This window comes from Streptomyces sp. NPDC045701, from assembly GCF_056432045.1.
Window position 1 is genome coordinate 60,594 of record NZ_JBWKJV010000002.1, and the last position, 24,171, is coordinate 84,764.

Here is a 24,171-nt window from a genome sequence, read left to right on the forward strand (position 1 = left end):
GCGCCGACACCGTCGACGGGTCATGGAAGGGCTTCCACAACCGGCTAGGGCTCACGCCCTTCCTGCCTGGCCACGACGACCTCCTTCCGCAAGGCCCGCGCCAGGATGACGCCGACGACGATGAGCCCGACCGCGAACCAACGGGGCGCGGCGTCGTAGACCAGGACGAGCACGCCCATGGGAATGAGCAGGCCGACGAACGGCATCAGCAGGCTCCGCACCGGCGGTCTGGGGACGGCCGGGTACCACTCGGTGAAGCGCATCGCGGTGATCAGCGCCGAGACCGGGATCAGCCAGGCCGTCCACAGGTTGTCGGGGTCGTGCAGCACCAGGTCGCCGACGCCGCCGGCCAGGGCGACCGCCAGGAAGGCGAGGGACCAGGCATGGGTGACGACCACGTTGGCCCGCAGGAAGCCCGGGGTGTGCCAGAACGCGCGGGGGACCTTCCTGCGGGCGTACGGGGTGGTCAGCGGCACCCTCGCCGCGACGGAGAGCACCGCCAGCGCGACGACCGCCAGGGCGGAGACCTCGTTGGCGTACGTCTCCAGCCACCGCAGCGTCTCCGGCGGGGCGACCATGCCGACGACGGTGAGGACCGCGAAGAAGACGAGCCCCGCCACCTCCAGGAACACCGGGCGGTGGCGCACCAGCACCAGGAGGACCGCGACCGCCAGGGCCAGCCAGGCGGCGAGTTCGTAACGGCCGGGGCCGAGCAGCAGCGTGAAGGCGATCCACGGGGACATCCCGGTGATCGAGCTGTTCATCAGCCTGGCGCCCCAGCCGGCTGATCCGTTCATGCTTCCAGCGTGGCGCGGTTCAGGCATGGAGGCGAGAGATGCCATAAGCCCGGCTTATGAGGTCATAGGCGGGGGGCGGGTACCGAGGTGAGGCGAGCCTTACTTAGGGTGCGTATGAGCACTCACGTGACCGCTCACTCCTCGCTCGAAGGGAATTCGTCATGCCCCGCCCCCTGCGGGTCGCGATCGTCGGTGCCGGCCCCGCCGGAATCTACGCCGCCGACGCGCTGCTGAAGTCCGAGGCCGCCGCCGACCCGGGTGTGTCGATCGACCTCTTCGAGCGGATGCCGGCGCCGTTCGGCCTGATCCGGTACGGCGTGGCCCCCGACCACCCGCGCATCAAGGGCATCATCACGGCGCTGCACCAGGTGCTCGACAAGCCGCAGGTCCGGCTGTTCGGCAACGTGGACTACGGCACCGACATCGCCCTGGACGACCTGCGGGCGTTCTACGACGCGGTGATCTTCTCCACCGGCGCGACGGCGGACCGGGCGCTGGACATCCCGGGGATCGACCTGGACGGGTCGTACGGCGCCGCCGACTTCGTGTCCTGGTACGACGGCCACCCGGACGTGCCGCGCACCTGGCCGCTGGAGGCCGAGAAGGTCGCCGTGCTGGGCGTGGGCAACGTGGCGCTGGACGTGGCGCGCATCCTCGCCAAGACGGCCGACGAGCTGCTGCCGACGGAGATACCGCCGAACGTCTACGAGGGCCTGAAGGCGAACAAGGCGCTGGAGATCCACGTCTTCGGGCGGCGTGGCCCGGCGCAGGCGAAGTTCAGCCCGATGGAGCTGCGCGAGCTGGACCACTCGCCGAACATCGAGGTCATCGTCAACCCCGAGGACATCGACTACGACGCCGGGTCCATCGAGTCGCGGCGCTCCAACAAGCAGGTCGACATGGTCGCGAAGACCCTGGAGAATTGGGCGATCCGCGACGTCGGGACCCGGCCGCACAAGCTGTTCCTGCACTTCTTCGAGTCGCCCGCCGAGGTCGTCGGCGAGGACGGCAGGGTCGTCGGGCTGCGCACCGAGCGGACCGAGCTGGACGGCACGGGCAATGTGAAGGGCACGGGCGCGTTCACGACCTGGGACGTGCAGGCCGTGTACCGCGCGGTGGGCTACCTCTCCGACGAACTGCCGAAGCTGCCCTTCGACCTGGCGAGCGGCACCGTGCCGGACGAGGGCGGCCGGGTGATCGAGGGCGGCGCGCACATGGCGTCGACGTACGTCACGGGCTGGATCCGGCGCGGTCCGGTCGGGCTCATCGGCCACACCAAGGGTGACGCCAACGAGACGGTCGCCAACCTGCTGGAGGACCACCGCGAGGGCCGGCTGCTGACGCCGGCCGCCCCCGAGGAGGGCGCGGTCGACGCGTTCCTGCGGGACAAGGGCGTGGAGTACACGACGTGGGAGGGCTGGTACCGCCTGGACGCCGCCGAGCGGGCGCTGGGTGAGGCCGAGGGCCGCGAGCGCGTCAAGATCGTCGAGCGTGAGGGCATGCTGCGGGCGAGCGCCGGGCAGTGAGCCGACGCGGCGGGCCGCCCCCGGGATCCCGCGGGGGCGGCCCGCCGCCGTCACGTGTCCAGCAGCGGGACGAGGTGCTCCTCCTCGTACACGAGGTGGGCCTCCAGCTCGTCCGTGAGGCGTTCCACTTCGCGCAGCACGTGGCCGGGGTCGGCCGTGTCGGCGGTCACGACTTTCTTCAGGTCGGCGAGCAGGGCGGCGATCACCTCGTGCTCCTGCCGGAGCCGGTCCACCACCGGGGCCAGTGCGGGGTGGCGGTCGGCGAGCATCGGGAAGAGCATCGTGTCCTCCCCGGTGTGGTGGTGGTGCAGTCCCTGGCAGACGGTGAGGCAGTTGACGCGCAGCTGCGTGCCGAGGCCGGTGGCGGTCCCGGACTCGGCGATCTCCTTGCGGATGAGCCCGAGTTCGCGCCGGAACATGTCGTGGACGACCTTGATGGCCTCGCCCATGGACTTCGCGTTGATGTGGGGCGGGCCGGGCACCTCGGTGAGGGCGACCACGGGGATGACGCGGCTGGTCTTCGCCTGGTAGTCGGCCCACCCGGAGTCGGCCTCGACCGCGCGGGCGAAGGCGCGGTCGCGTTCCTCGCCCTTCAGGACGGTGGCGTCCGCCTGGTACGTGAAGACGCCGCTTTCGACCGTCACCCGGGGGTTGGCCAGCATGTTGTGGTACCAGGCCGGGTGCTTGGGGGCGCCGGCGGCCGAGGCGATGACGAGGATGCGGCCGTCGCCGTCGGGGTAGTAGCCGACGGGCGTGGTGTGGGGCTTGCCGGACCGGGCGCCGGTGGTGGTCAGCAGGACGAGCCGGGCTCCCTCGAACCATCCGCCCACACGGCCGTGGTTGGCGCGGAATTCCTCGATGACCGGCTGATTGAAATCGTTGGGCAATTCTCTGCTTTCTGCTCCGGGGTGGGGGACTGCTGTGCGCGCGCACGCGCGTGGAGAGAAAACAGAGGAAGGCGGGGCTCTGGCCCGCCCCGGCGTCACGCCGAGGCCGGGTGCCCTACTCGTGTGTGGCCCATGGCCGACCCGGCAGTCACGGCGTCAACGTACCGATGACGCGGGACGCCGTGCAACGGAGATTTCCGGCCACGACCATCACCCTCACCATCACCCCAGCCGGATCTCCTCGCCGATCCCCCGTTCGCGCGCGGCCGCGATGACCAGTGCGGCGGCCGCCGCGTCCTGGACGGCCACGCCGACGGACTTGTAGAGGGTGATCTGGTCGGGCGACCGGCGGCCCGGCCGGCTGCCGTTGAGCAGTTCGCCCAGCTCGGCGTGGATGTGGTCGGCGGTGATCACCCCGTCGCGGATGGGGAACAGCAAGTCGCTGCTGCCGGCGGGGTAGGGCGCCAGGGCGGCCCGCCGGGACTCCACGCACACCAGGGCGTCGGCCACCGTGGCGTCGTCGACCTCCCGCCCGCCACGCGTGAAGCCGACGGAGGCGATGTGCGCGCCGGGCGTCAGCCAGGCACGCCGTACGACCGGGTCGACGGAGTGGGTGGCGGCGGCCACGAGGTCGGCGCCGTCGAGCGCCTCGGCGTAGGTGGGCACCGCGACCGCCTCGACGCCCAGGGCGGCCCTCAGTTCCTCGGCCAGCACACCCGCCCTGACCGTGTCGCGTCCGGCCACCCGGATGCGCTGGACGGACCGTACCCGGCACATGGCGTGGGCGTGCGCCCGGGCCTGGACGCCGGTGCCGAGGACGGCGAGGACGGTGGCGTCGTCGCGGGCGAGGAGCCGCGCCGACAGGGCGGAGGCGGCGGCGGTGCGTGCGGCGGTGATGGCGGTCCCGTCGAGCAGCGCCCGGGGGGCGCCGGTCTCGGGGTCGAACACGGCGATGAGCGCCTGGTGGGTGGGCAGCGGCGTCCCGGCGTTGTGCGGGAAGTGGGTGACCAGTTTGGTGACGAGCACCCCGGCGGACGGCACGAAGCCCGGCATGGCCGCGAGGAACCCGTCCCTTTCGGGCACCAAGGCGGCGACCCGGTCGGGCACGGAGGCCCGGCCCTCGCTGAGGTCCACCATCGCGGGGCCGAGCCCGTCGATCAGCGCGTCCATGTCGAGCAGGGCCTCGACCTGTGAGCGTCCCAGTACCAGCATCCGCCCAGCGTCCGTCACGGTCCCGGTGGCCGCCGGGGCGACACGCCCGGAGGCTCCCCCTAGAACGGTGCCTGTGCCGTCTCCATCAGGCGGGCCGTCTCGTCGGCGGGGAGGTGCAGGGCGGCACCCACGGTGATGAGGACGTCCTGCTCGGCGGTGGTGTACGCGCCGTCGGCGAGGGCGATCCGGGCGCCTTGGAGCAGGATCGACTCCCGGCCGGCGGGTGCGAGGTGCGGGGTGAGCGGCTCCAGTGCCTCGTGGAGCTCGATCGCGAGGGCCGCGCCGCACGGGGTGCCGGTGTCGGCGACGAAGCGGCCGGTGTCGGCCTCCAGGGCCTCGATGAGCGCGGTGAGGCTGTCGGCGGTGCAGTCCTCGTACCCGGCGGCGCGGACGGCGGAGACGGCGGTACGGAGCACCGGGCGCGAGGAGACGCCGCCGGCGGCGAGGACGGCGAGGGCGACGGTGTGGACGGCGTCGCGGAGCATCGCGGAGAAGCGGGCGGTGGTGGGGTGGTCCAGTGCGTCGGTGCCGAAGTGGCCGTGGCAGGAAGCGCATTCGACGACCGGCCCGGCGAGGCCGCGCGGCAGCAGCGGCACACCGAGGAGGGTCAGGCGCCGACGGCCGGTGCGGCGGCGGTAGTTGCGGTCCCCGCCACAGCCGGGGCAGAAGAACTGGCCGTCGCCGACGGTGTTCCACGAGGTGGAGATGGTGCAGATGCGCACTCTTCGCTCGCGTGATCCTCGTGCTGGCAGCACGTCGCACCTCCGAAACGCCTCGGCCACCTTGCCGCGTTGGCGTGATGTTAGCCACATCCGTGATGCCGCGTCAGCACTCCGGCGTGAGATCGCCACCGACATGGCTGAACCCCGCCCTCCGGAAATCCTCCGGGGGATCTCCGGACGGGGCGGGGTTCATCGCCGCGGGATCAGCGTGCGGCGCGGTTCACCGCGGAGATGACGGCCTTCAGCGAGGCGCGAGTGGTGTTGGCGTCGATGCCGATGCCCCACAGGACCTTGCCGTCGATGGCGCATTCGATGTACGAGGCGGCCTGCGCGGACGCGCCCTCGCTCATCGTGTGCTCCTGGTAGTCCAGCAGTCGCACGTCGATGCCGATGGCTTGCAGCGCGGCGAAGAACGCCGAGATCGGACCGTTGCCGGAACCGGTCAGGGCCGTCTCCACGCCGTCGACGACCGCCTCGACGGTCAGCGTGTCCGTGCCGTCCTTGTCGGTCGTGGTCTGACCGGAACGCAGCTGGATACGGCCCCACGGATTGTCCGGGTTGGGCAGGTACTCGTCCTGGAAGACCGACCAGATCGCCGCGGGCGTCACCTCGCCGCCCTCGGCGTCGGTCTTCGCCTGGATGATCCGCGAGAACTCGATCTGCATACGACGCGGCAGGTCCAGCTTGTGGTCGTTCTTCAGGACGTACGCGATACCGCCCTTGCCGGACTGGGAGTTGACGCGGATGACCGCCTCGTAGGACCGGCCGACGTCCTTGGGGTCGATCGGCAGGTACGGCACGGCCCACTCGATGTCGTCGACCGTCTTCCCCTGCTCGGCGGCGACGGCCTCCATCGCGTCGAAGCCCTTCTTGATGGCGTCCTGGTGGGAGCCGGAGAAGGCGGTGTAGACCAGGTCGCCCGCGTACGGGTGGCGCGGGTGGACCTCCATCTGGTTGCAGTACTCGGACGTCCGGCGGATCTCGTCGATCTGCGAGAAGTCGATCTGCGGGTCGACGCCCTGCGAGAACAGGTTCATGCCCAGCGTGACCAGGTCCACGTTGCCGGTGCGCTCACCCTGCCCGAACAGACAGCCCTCGATACGGTCGGCACCCGCCATGACCGCCAGCTCGGCCGCCGCCACCGCCGTACCCCGGTCGTTGTGCGGATGGGCCGACAGGCAGACGAACTCGCGGCGGGACAGGTTGCGCGACATCCACTCGAACCGGTCCGCGTGCGTGGAGGGCGTCGACCGCTCCACCGTGGCCGGCAGGTTCAGGATGATTTCGCGGCCCTCCTCGGGCTGCCAGACGTCCATCACGCCCTCGCAGACCTCCAGCGCGAAATCCAGCTCCGTGTCGGTGAAGATCTCCGGGCTGTACTGGTAGCCGAAGACCGTCTCGTCACCCAGGATCTTGTCGGCGTACTCCATCACCAGACGGGTGCCGTCCACCGCGATCTGCCTGACCTGCTCCTTGGAGCCGCGGAACACCACCCGGCGGAAGACGGGGGCCGTGGCGTTGTACAGATGCACCGTGGCGCGGTGGGCGCCGCGCAGCGACTCCACCGTGCGCTCGATCAGCTCCTCACGCGCCTGCGTCAGGACCGAGATCGTCACGTCCTCGGGGATCGCGCCCTCTTCGATGATGGAGCGCACGAAGGCGAAGTCGGTCTCACCGGACGACGGGAAGCCGACTTCGATCTCCTTGTAGCCCATGCGGACCAGCAGGTCGAACATCTCCCGCTTGCGCGCGGGACTCATCGGGTCGATCAGCGCCTGGTTGCCGTCCCGCAGGTCGGTGGACAGCCAGCGCGGCGCCTTGGTGATGCGCTTGTCCGGCCAGGTGCGGTCGGGGATGTCGACGGCCTCGTACCGGCCGTACTTGTGGATCGGCATCCCGGACGGCTGCTGGGTGTGGGTCGCGTTGGTGATCGGCGTGGGGCGGCCGACGGGCTGGGACATTGCGTAGGGCTCCTCGGTTGTCCTTCACAGGGACGGCCGACTGGGTCGAAGCAGCACCAGACTCCGCGGGGAGGGGGTCGGCCTACGACTACAGGCCCTCGCCGCGGCAGCTAAGAAGAAGCAGCCCGAAACGCATGATGCGAGGAAGCCTAGCCGAGCGGCACGGCGAGTGGAGGTGCCGTTTCAGTATGCGGGATTCGGCGCTCCAACCCTCCAACAGTGACCTGTCACTCTTTTTCACGAATCGTCGTCGCGGCGAGTGACAGGACGGTCACACGCTGCCACATTGCGGAGCATGACTGCCAGCGCTCCCAGCTTCTGCACGATCGTCCCGCCGCACCTCCTCGACCGCCTGTCCCGCTCCTCGGACCCCGTCGTCGCCGCGGCCGCCCGCCGCACCCTGGTCACCGACGCCGCTAACCGCACCGCCCGCCGGCTGACCACGGTCGCCGGCGCAGCCCCCGTGCCCCCGGACGCGGACGCGGACCCCGGCAGGCCCAGACGCACGATCCATGACGCCGGGCGCAGGACCGCCCTGCCGGGGAAGAAGGTGCGCGCCGAGGGCGGGAGCCCGACCGGGGACGCGACCGTCAACCGCGCGTACGCCGGTCTCGGCGCCACCTACGAGCTGTTCCGCGACGCCTACGGACGCGACTCGATCAACGGGTCGGGACTGCCGCTGGACGCGACCGTCCACTACGACCGGGAGTACAACAACGCCTTCTGGAACGGCGACCGGATGGTCTTCGGCGACGGCGACGGCAGGATCTTCCTCGACTTCACCCTCGCGGTGGAGGTCATCGGCCACGAGCTGGCGCACGGGGTCACGCAGTACACCGCGAACCTGGCGTACTTCGCCCAGCCCGGAGCGCTCAACGAGTCGATGTCGGACGTCTTCGGCTCCCTGGTCAAGCAGAAGGCCCTCGGCCAGACCGTCGAGCAGGCCGACTGGCTGATCGGCGCCGGACTGCTGGCGCCCGGGGTCCAAGGCGTGGCGCTGCGCTCGATGAAGGCCCCGGGAACGGCGTACGACGACGACGTCCTCGGCAAGGACCCGCAGCCCGCGAAGATGGAGGACTACGTGCGCACCGGCGCCGACAACGGGGGCGTGCACATCAACTCGGGCATCCCGAACCACGCCTTCTACCTGTTCGCCAAGGAGCTGGGCGGCAATGCCTGGGAGCGGGCGGGGCGGGTCTGGTACGACGTGCTGACCGGTGGCCGGCTGGGGGTGGACGCGGAGTTCGCCGACTTCTCCCGGCTGACGGTGGCCGCGGCCCGTGAGCGGTTCGGCGCGGGCGGCGCGGAGGTCGACGCGGTGGTGAAGGCCTGGTCGACGGTGGGGCTGCCGACGGAGTAGACAGGGCCCATGCGTATTCGGGTCATCCGTACGGGCGGGTTCGCGGGCATCGAGCGGCGGGCCGAGGTGGACACCTCGGGGCTGCTCGACGCCCGCGACTGGCACGCCCTGGCCGAGGCGGCACTGAAGGACGGGCGGGGGGAACGGCCGGCGGGCGTGCCGGACGGGTTCGGCTACGAGATCACGGTGGACGGGCGGACCGTGTACTGCGCCGACCCCGGGCTGACCGAGGACCAGCGGGAGCTGGTCGCCCGGGTGCTCCGGGAGGGCGCGTGAGCCCTCCCGGGCCGGGCTCGGGCTAGAAGCCCAGCTTGCGCAGCTGCTTGGGGTCGCGCTGCCAGTCCTTGGCGACCTTCACGTGCAGGTCGAGGAAGACCGGCGTACCGAGCAGCGCCTCGATGTGCTTGCGCGACTTGGTGCCGACCTCCTTCAGGCGCTGGCCCTTGGGGCCGATGATGATGCCCTTCTGGCTGGGGCGCTCGATGTAGACGTTGGCGTGGATGTCCAGCAGCGGCTTGTCCGCCGGGCGGTTCTCGCGCGGGATCATCTCCTCGACGACCACGGCGATCGAGTGCGGCAGCTCGTCCCGTACGCCTTCCAGCGCGGCCTCGCGGATCAGCTCGGCGACCATGACCTGCTCCGGCTCGTCCGTGAGGTCGCCCTCCGGGTAGAGCGGCGGGCTCTCGGGCAGCAGCGGGATCAGCAGGTCGGCCACGAGCCGGACCTGCTTGTCGCCGACCGCGGAGACCGGGATGATCTCCTGCCACTCCATGCCCAGCTCCCTGCCGAGCTGGTCGATCGCGATGAGCTGCTCGGCGAGGGTCTTGGAGTCCACCAGGTCGGTCTTGGTGACGATCGCGACCTTCGGGGTCTTCTTGATCTCCGCCAGTTCCTTGGCGATGTACCGGTCGCCGGGGCCGAGCTTCTCGTTGGCGGGCAGGCAGAAACCGATCACGTCGACCTCGGCCCACGTGGTGCGCACGACGTCGTTGAGCCGCTCGCCGAGCAGGGTGCGCGGCTTGTGCAGGCCGGGGGTGTCGACCAGGATCAGCTGCGCTTCCGGACGGTGCACGATGCCGCGCACGGTGTGCCGGGTCGTCTGCGGCCGGTTGGAGGTGATCGCCACCTTCTGGCCGACCAGAGCGTTCGTGAGGGTGGACTTGCCCGCGTTGGGGCGGCCGACGAAGCAGGCGAAACCGGCCCGGTGGGCGGCTTCGGTTTCTGGGTTACGAGCGCTCATGTCGGCCATTCTCCCCGATGCGGGCACCGGCCACGTACCGCAGCCCCTCCGTGATGTCCTTCGCGAGGTCCCGCGTCAGGCCATCGGGGCCCGTCGCCGGGCCGCCCAGCCGGCCGCGGCCGAGGCTGCGTAGAGGGCGACGACGACCCCCACGACCAGGTCCAGCCAGTCGACCGGCTCGCCCCGCACGAGTGCGGCGGCCGCCGGTACGCCGACGGCGAGGCCGATCGCGACCACCAGCACCCCGGCCGCGCCCCGCACGCCCCGCGCCACGTCCGGCCGGGTCCGCTGCATCAGGTCGGCCGCCCCCCACAGCACCAGCAGCAGCGGGAACGCGTGGTACGGCTGCGGGTCGCCCTCGACGAACCAGTCGGCGACGTTGATGGCGAGGCCGATGGCGCCCACCCCCAGAACGAGCCGGGCGTGGGTCGACGCCCGGGCCTCCCCCGTACGCGCCATCAGCCGGCGCTGACCGTGGCGCGCAGCTCGCCGTCCGGCCCGGCCACGAGCACGGGGGTGCCGGGGCCGCCCAGGTCGCGTACGGCGGCGCGGTCCGCCTCCGAGGCGGCGTCGGCGTCGGTGACGACGGCCGCGGCCTCCAGGGACGTGGCGCCGCTGGCCACGGCCATCGCCACCGCCGTCTGGAGCGCGCTGAGGCGCAGCGACTCCAGGGCGACGGTCCCGGCGACGTACGTGCGCCCGGTCTCGTCCCGCACCGCCGCGCCCTCGGGCACACCGTTGCGGGCACGGGCGCTGCGCGCCAGCGTGATGATCTTGCGGTCCTCGGGGCCGAGGTCGGTGGTCTCCGTCATGCCCCGAGGATATGCCCGCGATCAGGGTCAGCTCTGGGCGGCCTTGACGAACTTGTCGCCCGCGAGCTTGGCGAGGGCGTCGAGCTCCTTGGCGGCGGCGGGCGTGCCGGGGATGTACACCAGCCGGGACACGCCCGTGCCCTGACGGGCCACTACCACGTGGAGGGCGAACTCCATCGCACCGCCGAGGTCCATGCTGACGCGCACACCGTGGGACTCCTCGCCGGCCTTGGGGGCGGTCAGCTTCTCCACCTTGAGCTCGGCGGGCACGCCCTCCATGGTCACCTTGAAGCCGGTGCACTTGTCCAGCGCGGGGCCGATGGGCGACACGAAGTCCGCGGCACCCGTGCCAGGGAAGCTCATGATCTGGTGGGAGAGCTGGTTCGCGCCGCTGCCACCGGCGAAGTCCTCGTTCGCGCCGATGGTGGCGCCGGCGACCTTGTTCTGCAACAGCGTCGCGATCGGCTGGCACTCGGGCTTGTCCGCCTTGTAGGCGCTGTCGTCGGCGGGGTTCTTGCTGGCGGTCCAGCCCTTGGGAAGGTCGGCGACCGTGAGGACACCCGCCTTCATCTGCGCGGCGGTCAGCGGCGCGGCGGCCGCCGGCTTGTCGGCCGGCTTGTCGGCGCCCTTGTCCTTGGCCGCGCCGTCGCCGCCCTTGTCGGACGAGCCACCGCACGCGGCGGTGAAGGTGAGCGCGGAAACGGTGAGCGCGACGGCGACGCCGCGACGTATGCGAGTACGCATGAGGGTTGTGTCTCCCCTGGAAGTGGATGTCTGGGGAGCTGTGGTTCCCCCTCCCCGCCATGATCGGCCGCGCCGAGGATATACACAGGGAGATCACAGGACGGCCACGGAAGTGTCCTCACCGTGTTCGCGGGCGCGTGCCCCGCCGCCCCGGAACTACGGACGGTCCAGGCGGAGGCGGGTGGCCTTGGGCAGGCCCGCGACGACGAGGTCGTAGGAGTCCTCGACGAGCTCGCGCACCAGCCGTTCGGGGAGGCCGGAGACCGTGACCGTGTTCCAGTGGCGCTTGTTCATGTGCCAGCCGGGCACGATCGCCGGGTGCTCGGCGCGCAACCGGAGCGCGTTCTCGGGGTCGCACTTGAGGTTGACGGTGAGCGGCCGGGCGTCCAGGGCGGACAGGGCGAACATCTTGCCCTCCACCTTGAAGACGGACGTCTCCGGGCCGAACGGGAAGTCCTCCACCGCGCCGTTGAACGCGAGGCAGAACGCCCGCAGCCGGCCGGGGGTCATGCCACCGGCTCCGCGACCACGGTGACGATCTTGTTGCGGCGGCCCGCCGGGGACTCGGCCGTCAGGCGCAGGGCCCGGCCGTCCGGCAGGTCGACGACCGCCGACGCGCCGGCGATGGGGACCCGGCCGAGGGCCTTGGCGAGCAGTCCGCCGACGGTCTCGACGTCCTCGTCGTCGTACTCGTCCAGGCCGAACAACTCGCCCAGGTCGCCGATGTCGAGCCGGGCGGTCACCCGGAAGCGGCCCTCGCCCAGCTCCTCCACCGGCGGCAGTTCCCGGTCGTACTCGTCGGTGATCTCACCGACGATCTCCTCCAGGATGTCCTCGATGGTGACGATGCCGGCCGTGCCGCCGTACTCGTCGATGACGACGGCGCAGTGGTTGCGCTCCTGCTGCATCTCCCGCAGCAGGTCGCCGGCGTTCTTCGTGTCGGGCACGAACGCCGCCGCCCGCATCGCCGTGGAGACCAGGTCGGACTCGGAGTCGCGGTTGATGTGGGTCTTCCGGACGAGGTCCTTCAGGTAGACGATGCCGACGATGTCGTCCTCGTTGTCCCCGGTCACCGGGATGCGGGAGAAGCCGGAGCGCAGCGCCAGCGTCAGGGCCTGACGGATGGTCTTGTACCGCTCGATGGAGACCAGGTCGGTGCGCGGGACCATCACCTCGCGCACGAGCGTGTCGCCGAGCTCGAAGACGGAGTGGACCATGCGCCGCTCGTCGTCCTCGATGAGGGACTCCTGCTCGGCGAGGTCGACCATGGCGCGCAGTTCGGCCTCGGAGGCGAAGGGGCCCTTGCGGAATCCCTTGCCGGGGGTGAGCGCGTTGCCGATGAGGATCAGCAGTTGCGGGACCGGGCCCATGACGCGGGCCAGCGGCAGCAGGACGTACGCTGCGGCGGTCGCCGTGTTCAGCGGGTGCTGGCGGCCGATGGTGCGGGGCGACACGCCGACGGCGACGTACGACACGAGGACCATGACGCCCATCGCGACCAGCAGGGCCGACCACGTCTCGTCGAACTCGTTCAGGCAGACGTACGTGACCATCACGCCGGCCGCCATCTCGCAGGCCACCCGGACCAGCAGCGCCAGGTTCAGGTAGCGGGTGAGGTCGGAGGCCACCTGGACCAGCTTGGCGGCGCCCCGTCGCCCGACGCGTACGGCCTCGGCGGCGCGGAAGCCGGAGACGCGGGCCAGGCCCGCTTCCGCGCACGCCGCGAGCCATGCGACCACGACCAGGGCGACCGCGCCGAGGATCAGCTGCGCGGTCATGAGACGGTCGGCGCCGGGGAGGGACCCGTCAGGCCCTTCTCCGCCCGCCAGCCGTCGACGATCGCCGCCTGGAGCCCGAACATCTCGGCCTTCTCGTCCGGCTCCTCGTGGTCGTACCCGAGCAGGTGCAGCACTCCGTGGACGGTGAGGAGCTGGAGCTCCTCGTCCATGGAGTGCCGCGTCGGGGCGTCCTCCGCCTGCTTGGCGGCGACCTCCGGACAGAGCACGATGTCACCGAGGAGCCCCTGCGGGGGCTCCTCGTCGTCCTTGCTCGGCGGACGCAGCTCGTCCATGGGGAAGGACATGACGTCCGTGGGGCCCGGCAGGTCCATCCACTGGATGTGCAGCTGCTCCATCGCCTCCGCGTCCACCACGATCACCGAGAGCTCGGAGAGGGGGTGGATACGCATCCGCGTGAGCGCGTACCGGGCGACGTCGAGGATCGCCTGCTCGTCGACCTCGGTACCGGACTCGTTGTTGACGTCGATCGACATGGTGCTCGTGCGCTCTACTTCCCGTTTTGGTTGTCGTACTTCTCGTACGCGTCGACGATACGGCCGACGAGCTTGTGCCGTACGACGTCCTGCGACGTGAGCGCCGAGAAGTGGACGTCCTCGACCCCCTCCAGGATCTCCCGGACCTGGCGGAGGCCGCTCTTGGTGCCGCCCGGCAGGTCGACCTGGGTGATGTCACCGGTGATGACGATCTTGGAGTCGAACCCGAGCCGGGTGAGGAACATCTTCATCTGCTCGGGGTTCGTGTTCTGGGCCTCGTCGAGGATGATGAACGCGTCGTTGAGCGTCCGGCCGCGCATGTAGGCCAGCGGCGCGACCTCGATCGTGCCCGCGGCCATCAGGCGCGGGATCGAGTCGGGGTCGAGCATGTCGTGCAGCGCGTCGTAGAGCGGCCGCAGGTAGGGATCGATCTTCTCGTAGAGCGTGCCGGGCAGGAAACCGAGCCGCTCGCCCGCCTCGACGGCCGGCCGGGTCAGGATGATCCGCGTGACCTGCTTGGACTGCAGGGCCTGGACCGCCTTGGCCATCGCCAGGTAGGTCTTGCCGGTGCCGGCGGGGCCGATGCCGAACACGACCGTGTGCTTGTCGATGGCGTCGACGTACCGCTTCTGGTTGAGCGTCTTGGGACGGATGGTGCGGCCGCGGCTGGAGAGGATGTTCTGGGTGAGCACTTCGGCGGGGCTCTCCTGCCCCGGCTCCGCCGTGCCGTTCTCGCTCGCCCTGAGCATGGCGATCGAGCGTTCCACCGCGTCCTCCGTCATCGGCTGTCCGGTGCGGAGCACCAGCATCATCTCGTCGAACAGGCGCTGGATCAGAGCGACTTCGCCCGCCGGTCCGGCCGCGCTGACCTCATTGCCCCGGACATGGATGTCGGCGGCCGGGAACGCCTCTTCGATTACGCGCAGCAGAGCGTCGCCCGAGCCGAGCACGGTCACCATCGGGTGTTTGGCAGGGACGGTGAAGTGGGCTCGCGCCTGCTGGGTCTGGGCTGTGGGTGTCTGCGTCATGGGCCGGCACTCAGGCCTGCACATACCTCCCGCTGCAGGGTTCTCGCTGCTCGACAACCTCTGGACATCCAGCGTACGTCGTGGCGCTGACAACCCCGAAGGCTTTTCACCGCGCCGGTCGCGGACAACGCTGTCCGTACCCGGTCCGCGCCGCTCTACGCCGACCGGCCGAAGCCGATGGTGGGCACGGCCCGCCGCAGCGGCCACGGCCTGATCGGGGCCGGCAGCAGCGACTCCAGGAACGCGTACCGGCGCAGGCCCTCCGGGTCCTGGCCGGAGCAGCCCCGGACGTAGTTCCACCAGGCGGCGACCTCCACCCACCCCGGCGCGGACAGGGACCCGCCGAACTCCTGCACCGACAGGGCGGCGGTCAGCCCGGCGAAGGCGAGCCGGTCGGCGAGCGGCCACCCGGCGAGGGTGCCGGTGACGAACCCGGCGACGAAGACGTCCCCGGCACCGGTCGGGTCGAGGGCGGCGACCTCGATGGCCGGGACCTCGGCGGTCTCGCCCGTCGCGCCGTCGACGGCGTACGCGCCCTCGGAGCCGAGGGTGACGACGGCGAGCGGCACCTTGTCGGCGAGCGCGCGGGCGGCGGCACGCGGGCAGGAGGCGCGGGTGTAGCGCATCGCCTCCTCGGCGTTGGGCAGGAACGCCTCGCAGTGGTCCAGGTCCGGGAGGGCGGCCAGGTCCCAGCGCCCGGTGTCGTCCCAGCCGGTGTCGGCGAAGATCCGGGTGGACCGCCGGGCCGCGTCGGCGACCCACTCCTCGGGGCGGCCGGGCGCGAGGGAGGCGACGGCGGCACGCGCGCGTGGCGGTGAGGCGGGCAGGGAACCCTCCGGCGGCGGGGCCTCGTGGCCGTGCGACACCATGGTGCGTTCCCCCTCGTAGGCCATGGAGACGGTGACCGGGGAGTGCCAGCCGGGCACGGTGCGCGACCGGGACAGGTCGATGCCCTCGCCCTGCTCCAGGGCGTCCCAGCAGTACTCGCCGTAGTGGTCGTCACCGAAGGCGGCTGCCAGAGAGGTGCGCAACCCGAGCCGGGCGAGGGCGGTGGCCATGTTGGCCACCCCGCCGGGGCTGGAGCCCATCCCGCGCGCCCAGGTCTCGGTGCCGCGCACGGGGGCGCTGTCGAGCCCGGTGAAGATGATGTCGAGGAAGACGGTGCCGGTGAGGAAGACGTCGCACTCCGGGTCGGCGGGGGTGCGCAGCGCGTCCAAGGGGTCGATGCCGGCCGTGTGTTGCCGTTGCTGCTGTTCTCCTCGGGATGTGGTCACGGCGGGCTCCCCGGTCGCGGTACGGATCAGGACAGTGTGCCCGATAATCGCCGTGAACGACGGGCGTCGACGCGAGCGAAACGGGCTGCTTTACCCGCGCGCGAGACCGGCAAACGCTTTGTGTCGCGGATCACATGTTTCCGCCTTCTCGTGCGGTCGGCCCGCTTGATACAAATTGGCCCGCGTTCCCGTGCACGTTCCCGTACGACACCGGGCGCTCCACCCCTCTCCCCTCTCTTTCTGTTCGGGAACGCCCATGCCCTCGCGCCCGCGCGCCCCGTGGCCGCTCGTCGCCCTTTTCACGGCCGGTTACCTCGCCGCGTACCTGCTGCCGACCGTCGTCGGCCGTCTCTCCGCCGGACTCGGCCTGACCCCGGCCCAGGCCGGTCTGGTCGGCTCCGGGCTGCTCCTCGGTTCCGCCGCCGCCGGCTTCACGCTCGCGTCGCGCGTGGACCGGTACGGCCCGCGCCGGCTGGCCCGCGCGGGACTGCTGCTGGCCCTCACGGGCTACGGGTGCGCCGCCCTCACCTCCGCCGTCCCCCTCGTCGTGGCGGGCGCGGTGGCCGGGGGCTTCGGCTCCGGAACGGCGACGGCGGTCGCCGCGGCCGGCATCGCCGGGCGGCCCGATCCGCACCGCGCCTCCACACTGGGCCTGCTGTCGGTGTCCGCCACGGCCGGCGCCCTGTACCTGACGCTCCCGCACCTGGGCGGGGGCCACGCGCTGCCGTTCGCCGCGCTCGCGCTCGTCGCCGCCGCCGTGTGGCCGGCCACACGGCGGCTGGAGAGCGGCCACGACACGGGCGCGGCCCGCGAGGTGGGGGCGCCGCTGCCCCGGCCGCGGGCCGGCCTGGTGCTGGCGGGCGCGATGATGTGCTGGTCGATGGCGCAGAACGCCCTGTGGGGCGTCAGCGGGCGGATCGGCCTCACCCAGGCGGGTCTGAGCGAGGTGACGGTCGGCGTGGTGTTCGCGGTGGCGCTCGGCGCCGGGCTGCTGGGCGTCACGGCGGCCGGCGCGCTCGGCGCCCGGCTCGGGCGGGCGGTGCCGATCGGCGCCGGCACGGTGGTGATCGCCGGCTGCATCGGCGTGAGCTCCGCCGCGGAGGGCCTGGCGTCGTTCGCGGCCGGTGAGATCCTCTGGAACGCCTGCTACCCGGTCGTCCTGTCGTACCTGATCGGCCTGGCCGCCTCCCTGGACCCGCGCGGACGCTGGGCGGTCCTCGCCGGCTCGGCGTCCTCGCTGGGCGTGGCCTGCGGCCCGGTCGCCGGCAGCGTGCTGTCGGAGCGGGCGGGCTACCCCGGCATGGGCCTGGTGCTGGGCGGCCTCCTGCTGCTGCTCGCCGTCCCGCTGACCGCCGTGGCGCTGCACACCTCGGGCCGCCCGCTGGTGCCGGGTGCGGTCCGGCGCCGCGGCGGTGCCCCCGCGGCGGTCGTCGCGGGCACCACGGGCGCGGCGGCCGGGCTCGCCGCCCCGCAGGTCGGCGCGCGGGAGCAGCCGGTCACCGAGTTCCCCGTCCGCTCCGTGGTGCCCCTCCTGGTGCGCCGCCGCGCCTACCGCCAGGCCGGCCCTTCGGGGCCCCGGTAGCCGCGCGCCCGGCCTGGGCCTGCCGGATCGCCTAGTCGAACTCGTACGCCTCGACCTCGGCGAGGTACCGCGCCCTGCGGTCCTCGTCGTGGTCCAGGAACGACGCGAGGAACGAGTTGCGGGCCAGCTCCCGCAGTTGCTCCTGCCCGATGCCCAGCGCCTCGTGCACGGCGTGGAAGGTGTCGCCGACGTACCCGCCGAAGTACGCCGGGTCGTCGGAGTTCACCGTCACCAGCAGCCCCGCCGCCATCATCGACGCCAGCGGGTGGTCCTCCAGGACGTCGACTGCGCGCAGCCGGACGTTCGACAGCGGGCACAGGGTGAGCGGCACCCGCTCCCGCACCAGCCGCTCCACCAGCTCGCCGTCCTCCATGGCGCGCAGCCCGTGGTCGATCCGCTCGACGCCCAGGACGTCCAAGGCCTCGCGGATGTACGCCGGCGGGCCCTCCTCGCCCGCGTGGGCGACCTTCCGCAGGCCGAGCGCCTCGGCCGCCGCGTACACCTCGGCGAACTTGGACGGCGGGTGCCCCACCTCGGCGGAGTCCAGGCCGACGCCCACGATGTGGCGCAGGTACGGCTCCGCCGCCCGGAGCGTCTCCATGGCCGACTCGGCCGACCGGTCGCGCAGGAAGCACATGATCAGCTGTGTGGAGACGCCGTGCCGCTCCTCGCTGCGGTCCAGCGCCCGCGCCAGCCCCTCGACGACCGTGCCGAGGGGCACTCCGCGCTCGGTGTGCGCCTGCGGGTCGAAGAAGATCTCGGCGTGCCGTACGCCCTGCCGCGCGGCCCGCGCCAGGTAGGCGTCGGCGAGTTCCGTGAAGTCGTCGGCGGTGTGCAGGACGGCCATCAGCTCGTAGTACAGGTCCAGGAAGGACTGGAGGTCGCTGAAGAGGTACGCCTCGCGCAGTTCGTCGGTGTCGGCGTACGGCAGCTCGACCCCGTTGCGCGCGGCGAGCGCGAAGGCGAGCTCGGGTTCGAGGGTGCCCTCGATGTGCAGGTGGAGTTCGGCTTTGGGGAGTGCTTCGGGGAGGTGCATGGAGCGTAAGCCTTACTGGCGTTTGGGGAGGGGGACACGGACGAGGTCGTGGGCGACGGTCAGCTCGCCGTCGAAGCCCGCCGCCCGCGCCTGCTGTGCGAAGACGTCGGGGTCGCCGTAGCGCTGTGAGAAGTGGGTGAGGACGAGGTGGCGTACGCCCGCCTCGCGGGCCACCGCCGCCGCCTGCCCGGCCGTCAGGTGGCCGTGGTCCTCGGCGAGCACGGCGTCCTCGTCGAGGAACGTCGACTCGATGACCAGCATGTCGCAGCCGTCGGCGAGCACATGGACACCGTCGCACAGCCGGGTGTCCATGACGAAGGCGAACCGCTGGCCGCGCCGGACCTCGCTGACGTCCTCCAGCCGCACCGCGCCCAGCGCGCCCTCGCGCTGGAGACGGCCCACGTCCGGACCCTTGATGCCGTGCGCCGCGAGCCTCTCGGGAAGCATGCGCACGCCGTCGGGCTCGGTCAGCCGGTAGCCGAACGACTCGACCGGGTGCGAGAGGCGTCGGGCCTCCAGGGTGTACGCGGGGGTCGCGGCGAGCACGCCGTCGGCGGCGACCGGCGCCTCGGCGAGCTGCACCGTCTCGCGGTAGGCCGTCGCGTACCGCAGCCGGTCGAAGAAGCGCTGCCCGCTCGCCGGGTAGTGCGCGGTGACCGGGTGCGGCACCTGGTCGAGGTTGATGCGCTGGATCACCCCGGCGAGGCCCAGGGAGTGGTCCCCGTGGAAGTGGGTGACGCAGATGCGGTCGATGTCGTGCGCGGCGACCCCGGCGCGCAGCATCTGGCGCTGGGTGCCCTCGCCCGGGTCGAAGAGGATGCCCTCGCCGTCCCAGCGCAGGAGGTAGCCGTTGTGGTTGCGGTGTCGGGTGGGCACCTGGCTCGCGGTGCCCAGCACGACGAATTCCCGTACGGACATGGCCCCGTGACTATCCGGGAGGCCAGTTCAGGCCGCGACCGCCGAGCACGTGGGCGTGCGCGTGCCAGACGGTCTGCCCGGCACCGGAGCCGGTGTTGAAGACGACGCGGTAGCCGACGCCGTCGACCTTCTCCTCCGCGGCGACCTGCCCGGCCTCGCGCAGCACGTCCGCGGCGATCTCCGGCGCCCCTTCGGCGAGGGACGCGGCGTCGGGGTAGTGCGCCTTGGGGATGACCAGGACGTGCGTGGGTGCCTGCGGGTTGATGTCGCGGAAGGCGACGGTCGTCTCCGACTCGCGCACGATGGTGGCCGGGACCTCCCCCGCCACGATCTTGCAGAACAGGCAGTCGCTCTGCGCCTCTCCGGCCATGTCCTGGTCCTTTCCGTCACCGTCTGCGTACGGGGGCACTCTATCGGCGGCCGGGCGCGCGTCTCTTGAGGGCGGACCTGCTGACCCAGTACGTGATGACCACGCCCCAGAACAGCGGTCCGCCCAGCACGGCGACGACCCCCGCGCCGACCGTGGGCAGCGCCAGGGTGACCGCCGACTCCAGACCCAGCACGGCCACGGCGCCGGCCATCCACAGCACCGGGGGGCAGGTGCGGGAGATCAGCAGCAGGGGGCGTCTGAGCCGGGGCGGGACGCGCCGCAGCATCCACAGCGCCCAGCCGCCCCACAGCGCCAGGAACACGGCGATCCCGATGACCTCGGCCACCACCGCGCCCGTCCCCGTGGCACCGGCCCGCAGCTGGGCCGAGCCGATGCTCGCGGCCATGAACCCGGCGAGCGCCACCCAGCGCGCGCCCGCGGCGGTGCCCCAGGCCATGGTCTCCAGGTTGAAGCGGGCCTCGCGGTCCTCCAGGTCGAGCGCCGCCGAGTCGACGAACCCCTCGGCCGCCCTGGTCCACGCGCCGCGCCGGTACCAGCGGCGGCGCAGGTGCAGCAGGGACAGGTTGTTGTGCGCCTCGCTGCTCTCCGGGTTGAGGCGCAGCGCGTTCTCGTAGGCCCTCTCGGCGGTGGCGTAGTCGTTGAGCCGGTACGCGACCAGGCCGAGGAGGAAGTGGGTGGCGTCCTCCTCGGGGCCCAGCTCGACGGAGCGCAGGGCCAGCGCGTACGCCTCGCGGCTCCGCGCCGGGTTCTCCGAGCGGACCAGGATGGTGCCGAGCACGTGGTACCCGCTCCAGTGGTGCGGTACGAGGGCGAGGCCGCGCCGGGCGGAGTCCTCCGCCGCCGCCCACTGCGGGCCGCCGGCCGGGCCGTGGGCCAGCAGGTCGGCGCGCAGGAACCACGCCGACGGCAGCTCGGGGTCGGCGCGCAGCGCCTCGTCGGCGAGGCGCAGCGCCTCCGCGCGGTCGCCGAGGTGGCGGCGGCAGCGGGCGAGCAGGGAGAGCGCCGGGGCGTCGTCCGGGTGCTGGGCGAGGTGCTGGGCGGTGAGGGCCGCGGCCTGTTCGTAGCGCTCCAGGTCGTACAGCGCCTCGGCCCGGTCCAGCGTCTGCGACGGCGGGGTGGTCACAGTTTGCGCTTCCTCTTCAGGTACGCCAGGAGGTCGTCGTACATGCCGCCGTCGTTGGCGAACGTCGCCACGTTGCGCGCGGCGGCGAACCAGGGGTCGGTGGACGGCCGGATCTGCTTGGCCGCGCCCATCAGGTCCCGGGTGTTGATCATCCGCACGGTGCCGGTGCGGGCCGAGTCGAGCAGCGCGGTCTCGGCGGCGCTCTCGCAGACGTGGGCGAGGTCGGCGCCGGAGAAGTCCTCCGTGGCCTTGACGAGCTTGCCCAGGTCCACGGCCTCGATGGGCCGGTCGCGCAGGTGGTAGCGGAGGATCGCCTCGCGTGCGGTGGCGTCCGGCGGCAGGACGAGCAGCGTGCGGTCGAGGCGGCCGGGGCGGCGCAGCGCGATGTCCACGTCCCAGGGGACGTTGGTGGCGGCCAGGACGAACACGCCGTCGTTGCTGTCGGCGGCGATGCCGTCCAGTTCGGTCAGCAACTGGTTGACGACGTTGCGCAGCCCGCTGTGGTGGCTGCGGCTGCGCTTGGCGCCGAGCGCGTCCAGCTCGTCGAGGAAGACGACGCACGGGGCCTGGGCCCGGGCGGTCTCGAAGATGTCGTGGACGTTCTTCTCGGAGGCGCCGATGTACATGTCGAGGATGTCGCTCAGCGAGATCGACAGGAAGCCGGCGCCGAGCTCGCCGGCGACCGCTCGGGCGATGAACGTCTTGCCGCAGCCGGGCGGCCCGTACAGCAGGAGACCGCCGCGCAGGCTCTTGCCGTACAGCTTGCGCAGCTCGGGGTTGCGCATGGGCGCCAGGAACGCCGCCTCCAGGCGGTCCTTGACCTCCTGCATCCCGCCGACGTCCGCGAGCCGTACGGCGCCGGGCGCGTCGACGTCCCAGGCGTCGGCGCCGTCCGGGTCGTCGCCGAGGCCGTCGACGGTGAGGGGCGCCTCGGTGCCGTCCACGAACCGGGGCGGCACGATGCCGCCGACCTCCTGCTCGGCGGCGGCCCAGTCGAAGTCCTCGCGGTGCCCGGGGTGGTCCGGGGGCCCGGAGTGCTCGGGGGCGGGCGCGTACGGGAGCCGGGACGCGGGCGGGGCGTCGGGGGACGCCGGGGCGGGGGGCGCGGGCGGCATGCCCATGGCGCGGCCCATCAGCGCGCGGGCGTCCGCGTCACCGGGCGCGTGCTGGAGGGCGACGGCCGCCTCGGTCACGGCTTCGTCGGTGCGCCCCGCCTGGAGGAGGAGTTCGGCGAGGTGCAGCCGCAGGGGGACGTCGTCGGGCGCGGCGGCGACGGCGGCGCGCAGGCTGCGGATGAGGGGAGACTCGTCGGACATGCCGTCACCCTACGGACCCGGTACGACAACCGGGCCGGTGGGCCCCTCCTGTGAAAGGCGGTGCGACGTGACCGTGGCCGCGCCGCTGTTCGGCGCGACGCCCCGGTCGCCGGCCGCGGCCTCTCAGGACCAGCGGCCGGTGCGCCCCAGCAGCAGCGCGGTGGCGGCCGTCCCGGCGGTGGAGGTGCGCAGCACGCTGCGGCCGAGCCGGTAGGGCTTCGCGCCCGCCTCGGCGAAGGCCGCCAACTCGTCGGGCGCCACGCCCCCTTCGGGGCCGACGACGAGCACGATGTCGCCGGTGGCGGGCAGTTCGGCGCCGGCCAGCGGCTCGGCGCCCTCCTCGTGGAGGACGGCGGCGAAGTCGGCCGCGGCGAGCAGCCGGGCGACCTGCTTGGTCGACGCCGCGTCCGCGACGTCGGGGAAACGGAGCCTGCGCGACTGCTTGCCCGCCTCGCGCGCGGTGGCCCGCCACTTGCCGAGCGCCTTCAGGCCGCGGTCGCCCTTCCACTGCGTGATGCAGCGGGACGCCGCCCACGGCACGATCGCGTCCACGCCCGTCTCGGTCATCGTCTCCACCGCCAGCTCGCCCCGGTCGCCCTTGGGGAGGGCCTGGACGACGGTGATGCGGGGCGAGGGCTCGGGCTCCGTACGGACCTCGGCCACCGTCACCTCCAGGCGGTCCTTGCCCTCGACGGCCGCGACCGTGCCGTACGCGCCGGAACCGGCGCCGTCCGTCAGGACGACGTCCTCGCCCACCCGCAGCCGCCGCACCGACACCGCGTGCCGCCCCTCGGGCCCGTCGAGGACGACCGTCCCGCCGGAGACGCGGTCGACCAGGAAGACGGGGGCGGTCATGACGCCACGCCCCGCAGCGCCAGGGACGCCACCGAGGCGTCCAGCTCCGCGGCGAGGACCTCCACCAGCCGCCCGGCGGGCAGCTCGCGCGCCATCCGGTGGCCCTGCCCCGCCCACAGCGCCATGCCCTGCGGGTCGCCCGCCTTGGCGGCGGCCTTGCGCAGCCCGCTCGTCAGATGGTGCACCTCGGGGTACGCGGCCGGGGCGTACGGACCGTGCTCGTGCATGAACCGGTTGACCAGGCCCCGGGCCGGGCGCCCCGAGAACGCCCGCGTCAGCTCGGTGCGGACGAACAGCGGGTTGGTCATGGCCTGCTTGTGCAGGGCGTGCGCGCCCGACTCGGGGCACACCAGGAACGCGGTGCCGAGCTGCGCGGCCTCGGCGCCCGCCGCGAGGACGGCGGCGATCTGGCTGCCGCGCATCAGGCCGCCCGCGGCGACGATCGGCAGCGGCACGGCCTCCTTCACCAGCGCGATCAGTGACAGCAGGCCCGTGCCGCACCCGCCGCTCTCCGGGTCGTCGCGGTGCGTGCCCTGGTGGCCGCCCGCCTCGACTCCCTGGACGCACACGGCGTCGGCACCCGCCCGCCGCGCGGCCTCGGCCTCCTCGGGCGACGTGACCGTCACGACGGTGACCGTTCCGGCGCGGGCGAACGCGGCGACCGTCTCGGGGGCTGGGCACCCGAAGGTGAACGACACCATCGGGACCGGGTCGTCCAGCAGGATGGCCAGCTTGGCCTCGTACCCGTCGTCGCGGCCCGCGTCGGGGTCGCCGAGCGGCGTCTCGTACCAGGTGGCCTCGCCGGCGAGCTGGTGCCGGTAGACGTCGACGGCCGACTGGTCGGCCTGCCCGGGCTGCGGCATGAACAGATTGACGCCGAAGGGCCGCGAGGTCAGCCCGCGGACCTGCTTGATCTCCTGGTACATGCCGTCGGCGGTCTTGTACCCGGCGGCCAGAAAGCCCAGCCCGCCGGCCTCGGACACGGCCGCGGCGAGCTGCGGACAGGAGGCGCCGCCCGCCATGGGCGCCTGCACGATCGGGTACCGGCAGAGATCGGTCAGTGCGGAGGACATGCACGCATGGTGTCACGCCCCCGCACCCGCACCGAACCCCGA

General features: G+C 72.5%; 25 protein-coding genes. 4 read left to right on the forward strand and 21 right to left on the reverse strand.

The features are described from left to right. Positions 1–44: 44 nt before the first annotated feature. Positions 45–797: a hypothetical protein gene (locus AC07DW_RS02540; protein ID WP_478855772.1), complete on the reverse strand. Its 753-nt coding sequence runs from the start codon at positions 795–797 to the stop codon at positions 45–47. Between the two features lie 161 nt (positions 798–958). On the opposite strand from AC07DW_RS02540, the gene AC07DW_RS02545 reads away from it, so the two are divergent. Further along, positions 959–2,323 (forward strand): FAD-dependent oxidoreductase, encoded by a 1,365-nt coding sequence (locus AC07DW_RS02545; RefSeq protein WP_478855773.1) that lies wholly within the window; start codon positions 959–961, stop codon positions 2,321–2,323. Positions 2,324–2,373: 50 nt separating this feature from the next. Here the strand turns inward: AC07DW_RS02545 and AC07DW_RS02550 are convergent, their stop codons facing one another. The 4 genes from AC07DW_RS02550 to leuA form a co-directional block, all read right to left on the reverse strand. Next, positions 2,374–3,210, reverse strand: coding sequence for a nitroreductase/quinone reductase family protein (locus tag AC07DW_RS02550; RefSeq protein ID WP_478855774.1), 837 nt, complete (start codon positions 3,208–3,210; stop codon positions 2,374–2,376). A gap of 222 nt (positions 3,211–3,432) precedes the next feature. Continuing rightward, positions 3,433–4,422, reverse strand: coding sequence for an ornithine cyclodeaminase family protein (locus AC07DW_RS02555; RefSeq protein ID WP_478855775.1), 990 nt, complete (start codon positions 4,420–4,422; stop codon positions 3,433–3,435). 59 nt (positions 4,423–4,481) lie between these two features. Further along, positions 4,482–5,177: a TerB family tellurite resistance protein gene (locus AC07DW_RS02560; RefSeq protein WP_478855776.1), complete on the reverse strand. Its 696-nt coding sequence runs from the start codon at positions 5,175–5,177 to the stop codon at positions 4,482–4,484. Between the two features lie 170 nt (positions 5,178–5,347). Beyond that, positions 5,348–7,105 (reverse strand): 2-isopropylmalate synthase, encoded by a 1,758-nt coding sequence (leuA, locus tag AC07DW_RS02565; protein WP_478855777.1) that lies wholly within the window; start codon positions 7,103–7,105, stop codon positions 5,348–5,350. Between the two features lie 295 nt (positions 7,106–7,400). On the opposite strand from leuA, the gene AC07DW_RS02570 reads away from it, so the two are divergent. Next, on the forward strand, positions 7,401–8,465 hold the full coding sequence (locus AC07DW_RS02570; protein ID WP_478855778.1) for a M4 family metallopeptidase: 1,065 nt from the start codon (positions 7,401–7,403) through the stop codon (positions 8,463–8,465). 9 nt (positions 8,466–8,474) lie between these two features. After that, on the forward strand, positions 8,475–8,741 hold the full coding sequence (locus AC07DW_RS02575; protein ID WP_478855779.1) for a protealysin inhibitor emfourin: 267 nt from the start codon (positions 8,475–8,477) through the stop codon (positions 8,739–8,741). A 22-nt stretch (positions 8,742–8,763) separates the two neighbouring features. On the opposite strand, the gene era is transcribed toward AC07DW_RS02575, so the two are convergent. The 9 genes from era to AC07DW_RS02620 all read right to left on the reverse strand — a co-directional run bounded on the left by era (position 8,764) and on the right by AC07DW_RS02620 (position 15,835). Beyond that, positions 8,764–9,714: a GTPase Era gene (gene era, locus AC07DW_RS02580; protein ID WP_478855780.1), complete on the reverse strand. Its 951-nt coding sequence runs from the start codon at positions 9,712–9,714 to the stop codon at positions 8,764–8,766. Positions 9,715–9,780: 66 nt separating this feature from the next. After that, a complete protein-coding gene (locus AC07DW_RS02585) occupies positions 9,781–10,164 on the reverse strand; it encodes a hypothetical protein (RefSeq protein WP_478855781.1) in 384 nt (127 codons plus the stop codon). Beyond that, complete coding sequence (locus AC07DW_RS02590; RefSeq protein ID WP_478855782.1) at positions 10,164–10,517, reverse strand: cytidine deaminase; 354 nt, start codon at positions 10,515–10,517, stop codon at positions 10,164–10,166. The genes AC07DW_RS02585 and AC07DW_RS02590 overlap by 1 nt, the downstream gene beginning before the upstream one ends. Positions 10,518–10,544: 27 nt before the next feature. After that, complete coding sequence (locus AC07DW_RS02595; RefSeq protein WP_478855783.1) at positions 10,545–11,261, reverse strand: hypothetical protein; 717 nt, start codon at positions 11,259–11,261, stop codon at positions 10,545–10,547. A gap of 156 nt (positions 11,262–11,417) precedes the next feature. Beyond that, positions 11,418–11,771: an MmcQ/YjbR family DNA-binding protein gene (locus AC07DW_RS02600; RefSeq protein ID WP_478855784.1), complete on the reverse strand. Its 354-nt coding sequence runs from the start codon at positions 11,769–11,771 to the stop codon at positions 11,418–11,420. Beyond that, positions 11,768–13,039, reverse strand: coding sequence for a hemolysin family protein (locus AC07DW_RS02605; protein WP_478855785.1), 1,272 nt, complete (start codon positions 13,037–13,039; stop codon positions 11,768–11,770). Before AC07DW_RS02605 ends, AC07DW_RS02600 begins: the two co-directional genes overlap by 4 nt. Continuing rightward, the gene (ybeY, locus tag AC07DW_RS02610) at positions 13,036–13,533 is read right to left on the reverse strand and encodes an rRNA maturation RNase YbeY (RefSeq protein WP_478855786.1); all 498 of its coding nucleotides are present in this window, start codon (positions 13,531–13,533) and stop codon (positions 13,036–13,038) included. Before ybeY ends, AC07DW_RS02605 begins: the two co-directional genes overlap by 4 nt. 14 nt (positions 13,534–13,547) lie before the next feature. Next, a complete protein-coding gene (locus tag AC07DW_RS02615; protein ID WP_478855787.1) occupies positions 13,548–14,561 on the reverse strand; it encodes a PhoH family protein in 1,014 nt (337 codons plus the stop codon). A 155-nt stretch (positions 14,562–14,716) separates the two neighbouring features. Continuing rightward, a complete protein-coding gene (locus AC07DW_RS02620; RefSeq protein WP_478855788.1) occupies positions 14,717–15,835 on the reverse strand; it encodes a PfkB family carbohydrate kinase in 1,119 nt (372 codons plus the stop codon). Positions 15,836–16,091: 256 nt separating this feature from the next. On the opposite strand from AC07DW_RS02620, the gene AC07DW_RS02625 reads away from it, so the two are divergent. Further along, on the forward strand, positions 16,092–17,417 hold the full coding sequence (locus AC07DW_RS02625; protein ID WP_478855789.1) for an MFS transporter: 1,326 nt from the start codon (positions 16,092–16,094) through the stop codon (positions 17,415–17,417). A 31-nt stretch (positions 17,418–17,448) separates the two neighbouring features. On the opposite strand, the gene AC07DW_RS02630 is transcribed toward AC07DW_RS02625, so the two are convergent. From AC07DW_RS02630 to AC07DW_RS02660, 7 genes are all read right to left on the reverse strand, one after another. Beyond that, complete coding sequence (locus AC07DW_RS02630) at positions 17,449–18,453, reverse strand: adenosine deaminase (protein WP_478855790.1); 1,005 nt, start codon at positions 18,451–18,453, stop codon at positions 17,449–17,451. A 12-nt stretch (positions 18,454–18,465) separates the two neighbouring features. Then, positions 18,466–19,371 carry a ribonuclease Z gene (locus tag AC07DW_RS02635; protein ID WP_478855791.1) on the reverse strand — a complete coding sequence of 302 codons (906 nt, stop codon included), beginning with the start codon at positions 19,369–19,371 and terminating at the stop codon, positions 18,466–18,468. 10 nt (positions 19,372–19,381) lie between these two features. Then, positions 19,382–19,741 (reverse strand): histidine triad nucleotide-binding protein, encoded by a 360-nt coding sequence (locus tag AC07DW_RS02640; RefSeq protein WP_478855792.1) that lies wholly within the window; start codon positions 19,739–19,741, stop codon positions 19,382–19,384. Positions 19,742–19,781: 40 nt separating this feature from the next. Then, positions 19,782–20,885 (reverse strand): tetratricopeptide repeat protein, encoded by a 1,104-nt coding sequence (locus tag AC07DW_RS02645; protein WP_478855793.1) that lies wholly within the window; start codon positions 20,883–20,885, stop codon positions 19,782–19,784. Continuing rightward, the gene (locus AC07DW_RS02650) at positions 20,882–22,201 is read right to left on the reverse strand and encodes an ATP-binding protein (RefSeq protein ID WP_478855794.1); all 1,320 of its coding nucleotides are present in this window, start codon (positions 22,199–22,201) and stop codon (positions 20,882–20,884) included. The genes AC07DW_RS02645 and AC07DW_RS02650 overlap by 4 nt, the downstream gene beginning before the upstream one ends. 123 nt (positions 22,202–22,324) lie before the next feature. Continuing rightward, the gene (locus AC07DW_RS02655; protein ID WP_478855795.1) at positions 22,325–23,056 is read right to left on the reverse strand and encodes a 16S rRNA (uracil(1498)-N(3))-methyltransferase; all 732 of its coding nucleotides are present in this window, start codon (positions 23,054–23,056) and stop codon (positions 22,325–22,327) included. Next, positions 23,053–24,129 carry a nitronate monooxygenase gene (locus AC07DW_RS02660; RefSeq protein WP_478855796.1) on the reverse strand — a complete coding sequence of 359 codons (1,077 nt, stop codon included), beginning with the start codon at positions 24,127–24,129 and terminating at the stop codon, positions 23,053–23,055. The genes AC07DW_RS02655 and AC07DW_RS02660 overlap by 4 nt, the downstream gene beginning before the upstream one ends. Between the last annotated feature and the right edge of the window lie 42 nt (positions 24,130–24,171).

What these genes read in the sequence shown, in the direction of transcription:
- AC07DW_RS02540 (WP_478855772.1), bottom strand. Translation starts at nt 797, where the DNA reads ATGAACGGATCAGCCGGCTGGGGCGCCAGGCTGATGAACAGCTCGATC.
- AC07DW_RS02545 (WP_478855773.1), top strand. Translation starts at nt 959, where the DNA reads ATGCCCCGCCCCCTGCGGGTCGCGATCGTCGGTGCCGGCCCCGCCGGA.
- AC07DW_RS02555 (WP_478855775.1), bottom strand. Translation starts at nt 4,422, where the DNA reads ATGCTGGTACTGGGACGCTCACAGGTCGAGGCCCTGCTCGACATGGAC.
- leuA (WP_478855777.1), bottom strand. Translation starts at nt 7,105, where the DNA reads ATGTCCCAGCCCGTCGGCCGCCCCACGCCGATCACCAACGCGACCCAC.
- AC07DW_RS02570 (WP_478855778.1), top strand. Translation starts at nt 7,401, where the DNA reads ATGACTGCCAGCGCTCCCAGCTTCTGCACGATCGTCCCGCCGCACCTC.
- AC07DW_RS02575 (WP_478855779.1), top strand. Translation starts at nt 8,475, where the DNA reads ATGCGTATTCGGGTCATCCGTACGGGCGGGTTCGCGGGCATCGAGCGG.
- era (WP_478855780.1), bottom strand. Translation starts at nt 9,714, where the DNA reads ATGGCCGACATGAGCGCTCGTAACCCAGAAACCGAAGCCGCCCACCGG.
- AC07DW_RS02585 (WP_478855781.1), bottom strand. Translation starts at nt 10,164, where the DNA reads ATGGCGCGTACGGGGGAGGCCCGGGCGTCGACCCACGCCCGGCTCGTT.
- AC07DW_RS02590 (WP_478855782.1), bottom strand. Translation starts at nt 10,517, where the DNA reads ATGACGGAGACCACCGACCTCGGCCCCGAGGACCGCAAGATCATCACG.
- AC07DW_RS02595 (WP_478855783.1), bottom strand. Translation starts at nt 11,261, where the DNA reads ATGCGTACTCGCATACGTCGCGGCGTCGCCGTCGCGCTCACCGTTTCC.
- AC07DW_RS02600 (WP_478855784.1), bottom strand. Translation starts at nt 11,771, where the DNA reads ATGACCCCCGGCCGGCTGCGGGCGTTCTGCCTCGCGTTCAACGGCGCG.
- AC07DW_RS02605 (WP_478855785.1), bottom strand. Translation starts at nt 13,039, where the DNA reads ATGACCGCGCAGCTGATCCTCGGCGCGGTCGCCCTGGTCGTGGTCGCA.
- ybeY (WP_478855786.1), bottom strand. Translation starts at nt 13,533, where the DNA reads ATGTCGATCGACGTCAACAACGAGTCCGGTACCGAGGTCGACGAGCAG.
- AC07DW_RS02615 (WP_478855787.1), bottom strand. Translation starts at nt 14,561, where the DNA reads ATGACGCAGACACCCACAGCCCAGACCCAGCAGGCGCGAGCCCACTTC.
- AC07DW_RS02625 (WP_478855789.1), top strand. Translation starts at nt 16,092, where the DNA reads ATGCCCTCGCGCCCGCGCGCCCCGTGGCCGCTCGTCGCCCTTTTCACG.
- AC07DW_RS02630 (WP_478855790.1), bottom strand. Translation starts at nt 18,453, where the DNA reads ATGCACCTCCCCGAAGCACTCCCCAAAGCCGAACTCCACCTGCACATC.
- AC07DW_RS02635 (WP_478855791.1), bottom strand. Translation starts at nt 19,371, where the DNA reads ATGTCCGTACGGGAATTCGTCGTGCTGGGCACCGCGAGCCAGGTGCCC.
- AC07DW_RS02640 (WP_478855792.1), bottom strand. Translation starts at nt 19,741, where the DNA reads ATGGCCGGAGAGGCGCAGAGCGACTGCCTGTTCTGCAAGATCGTGGCG.
- AC07DW_RS02650 (WP_478855794.1), bottom strand. Translation starts at nt 22,201, where the DNA reads ATGTCCGACGAGTCTCCCCTCATCCGCAGCCTGCGCGCCGCCGTCGCC.
- AC07DW_RS02655 (WP_478855795.1), bottom strand. Translation starts at nt 23,056, where the DNA reads ATGACCGCCCCCGTCTTCCTGGTCGACCGCGTCTCCGGCGGGACGGTC.
- AC07DW_RS02660 (WP_478855796.1), bottom strand. Translation starts at nt 24,129, where the DNA reads ATGTCCTCCGCACTGACCGATCTCTGCCGGTACCCGATCGTGCAGGCG.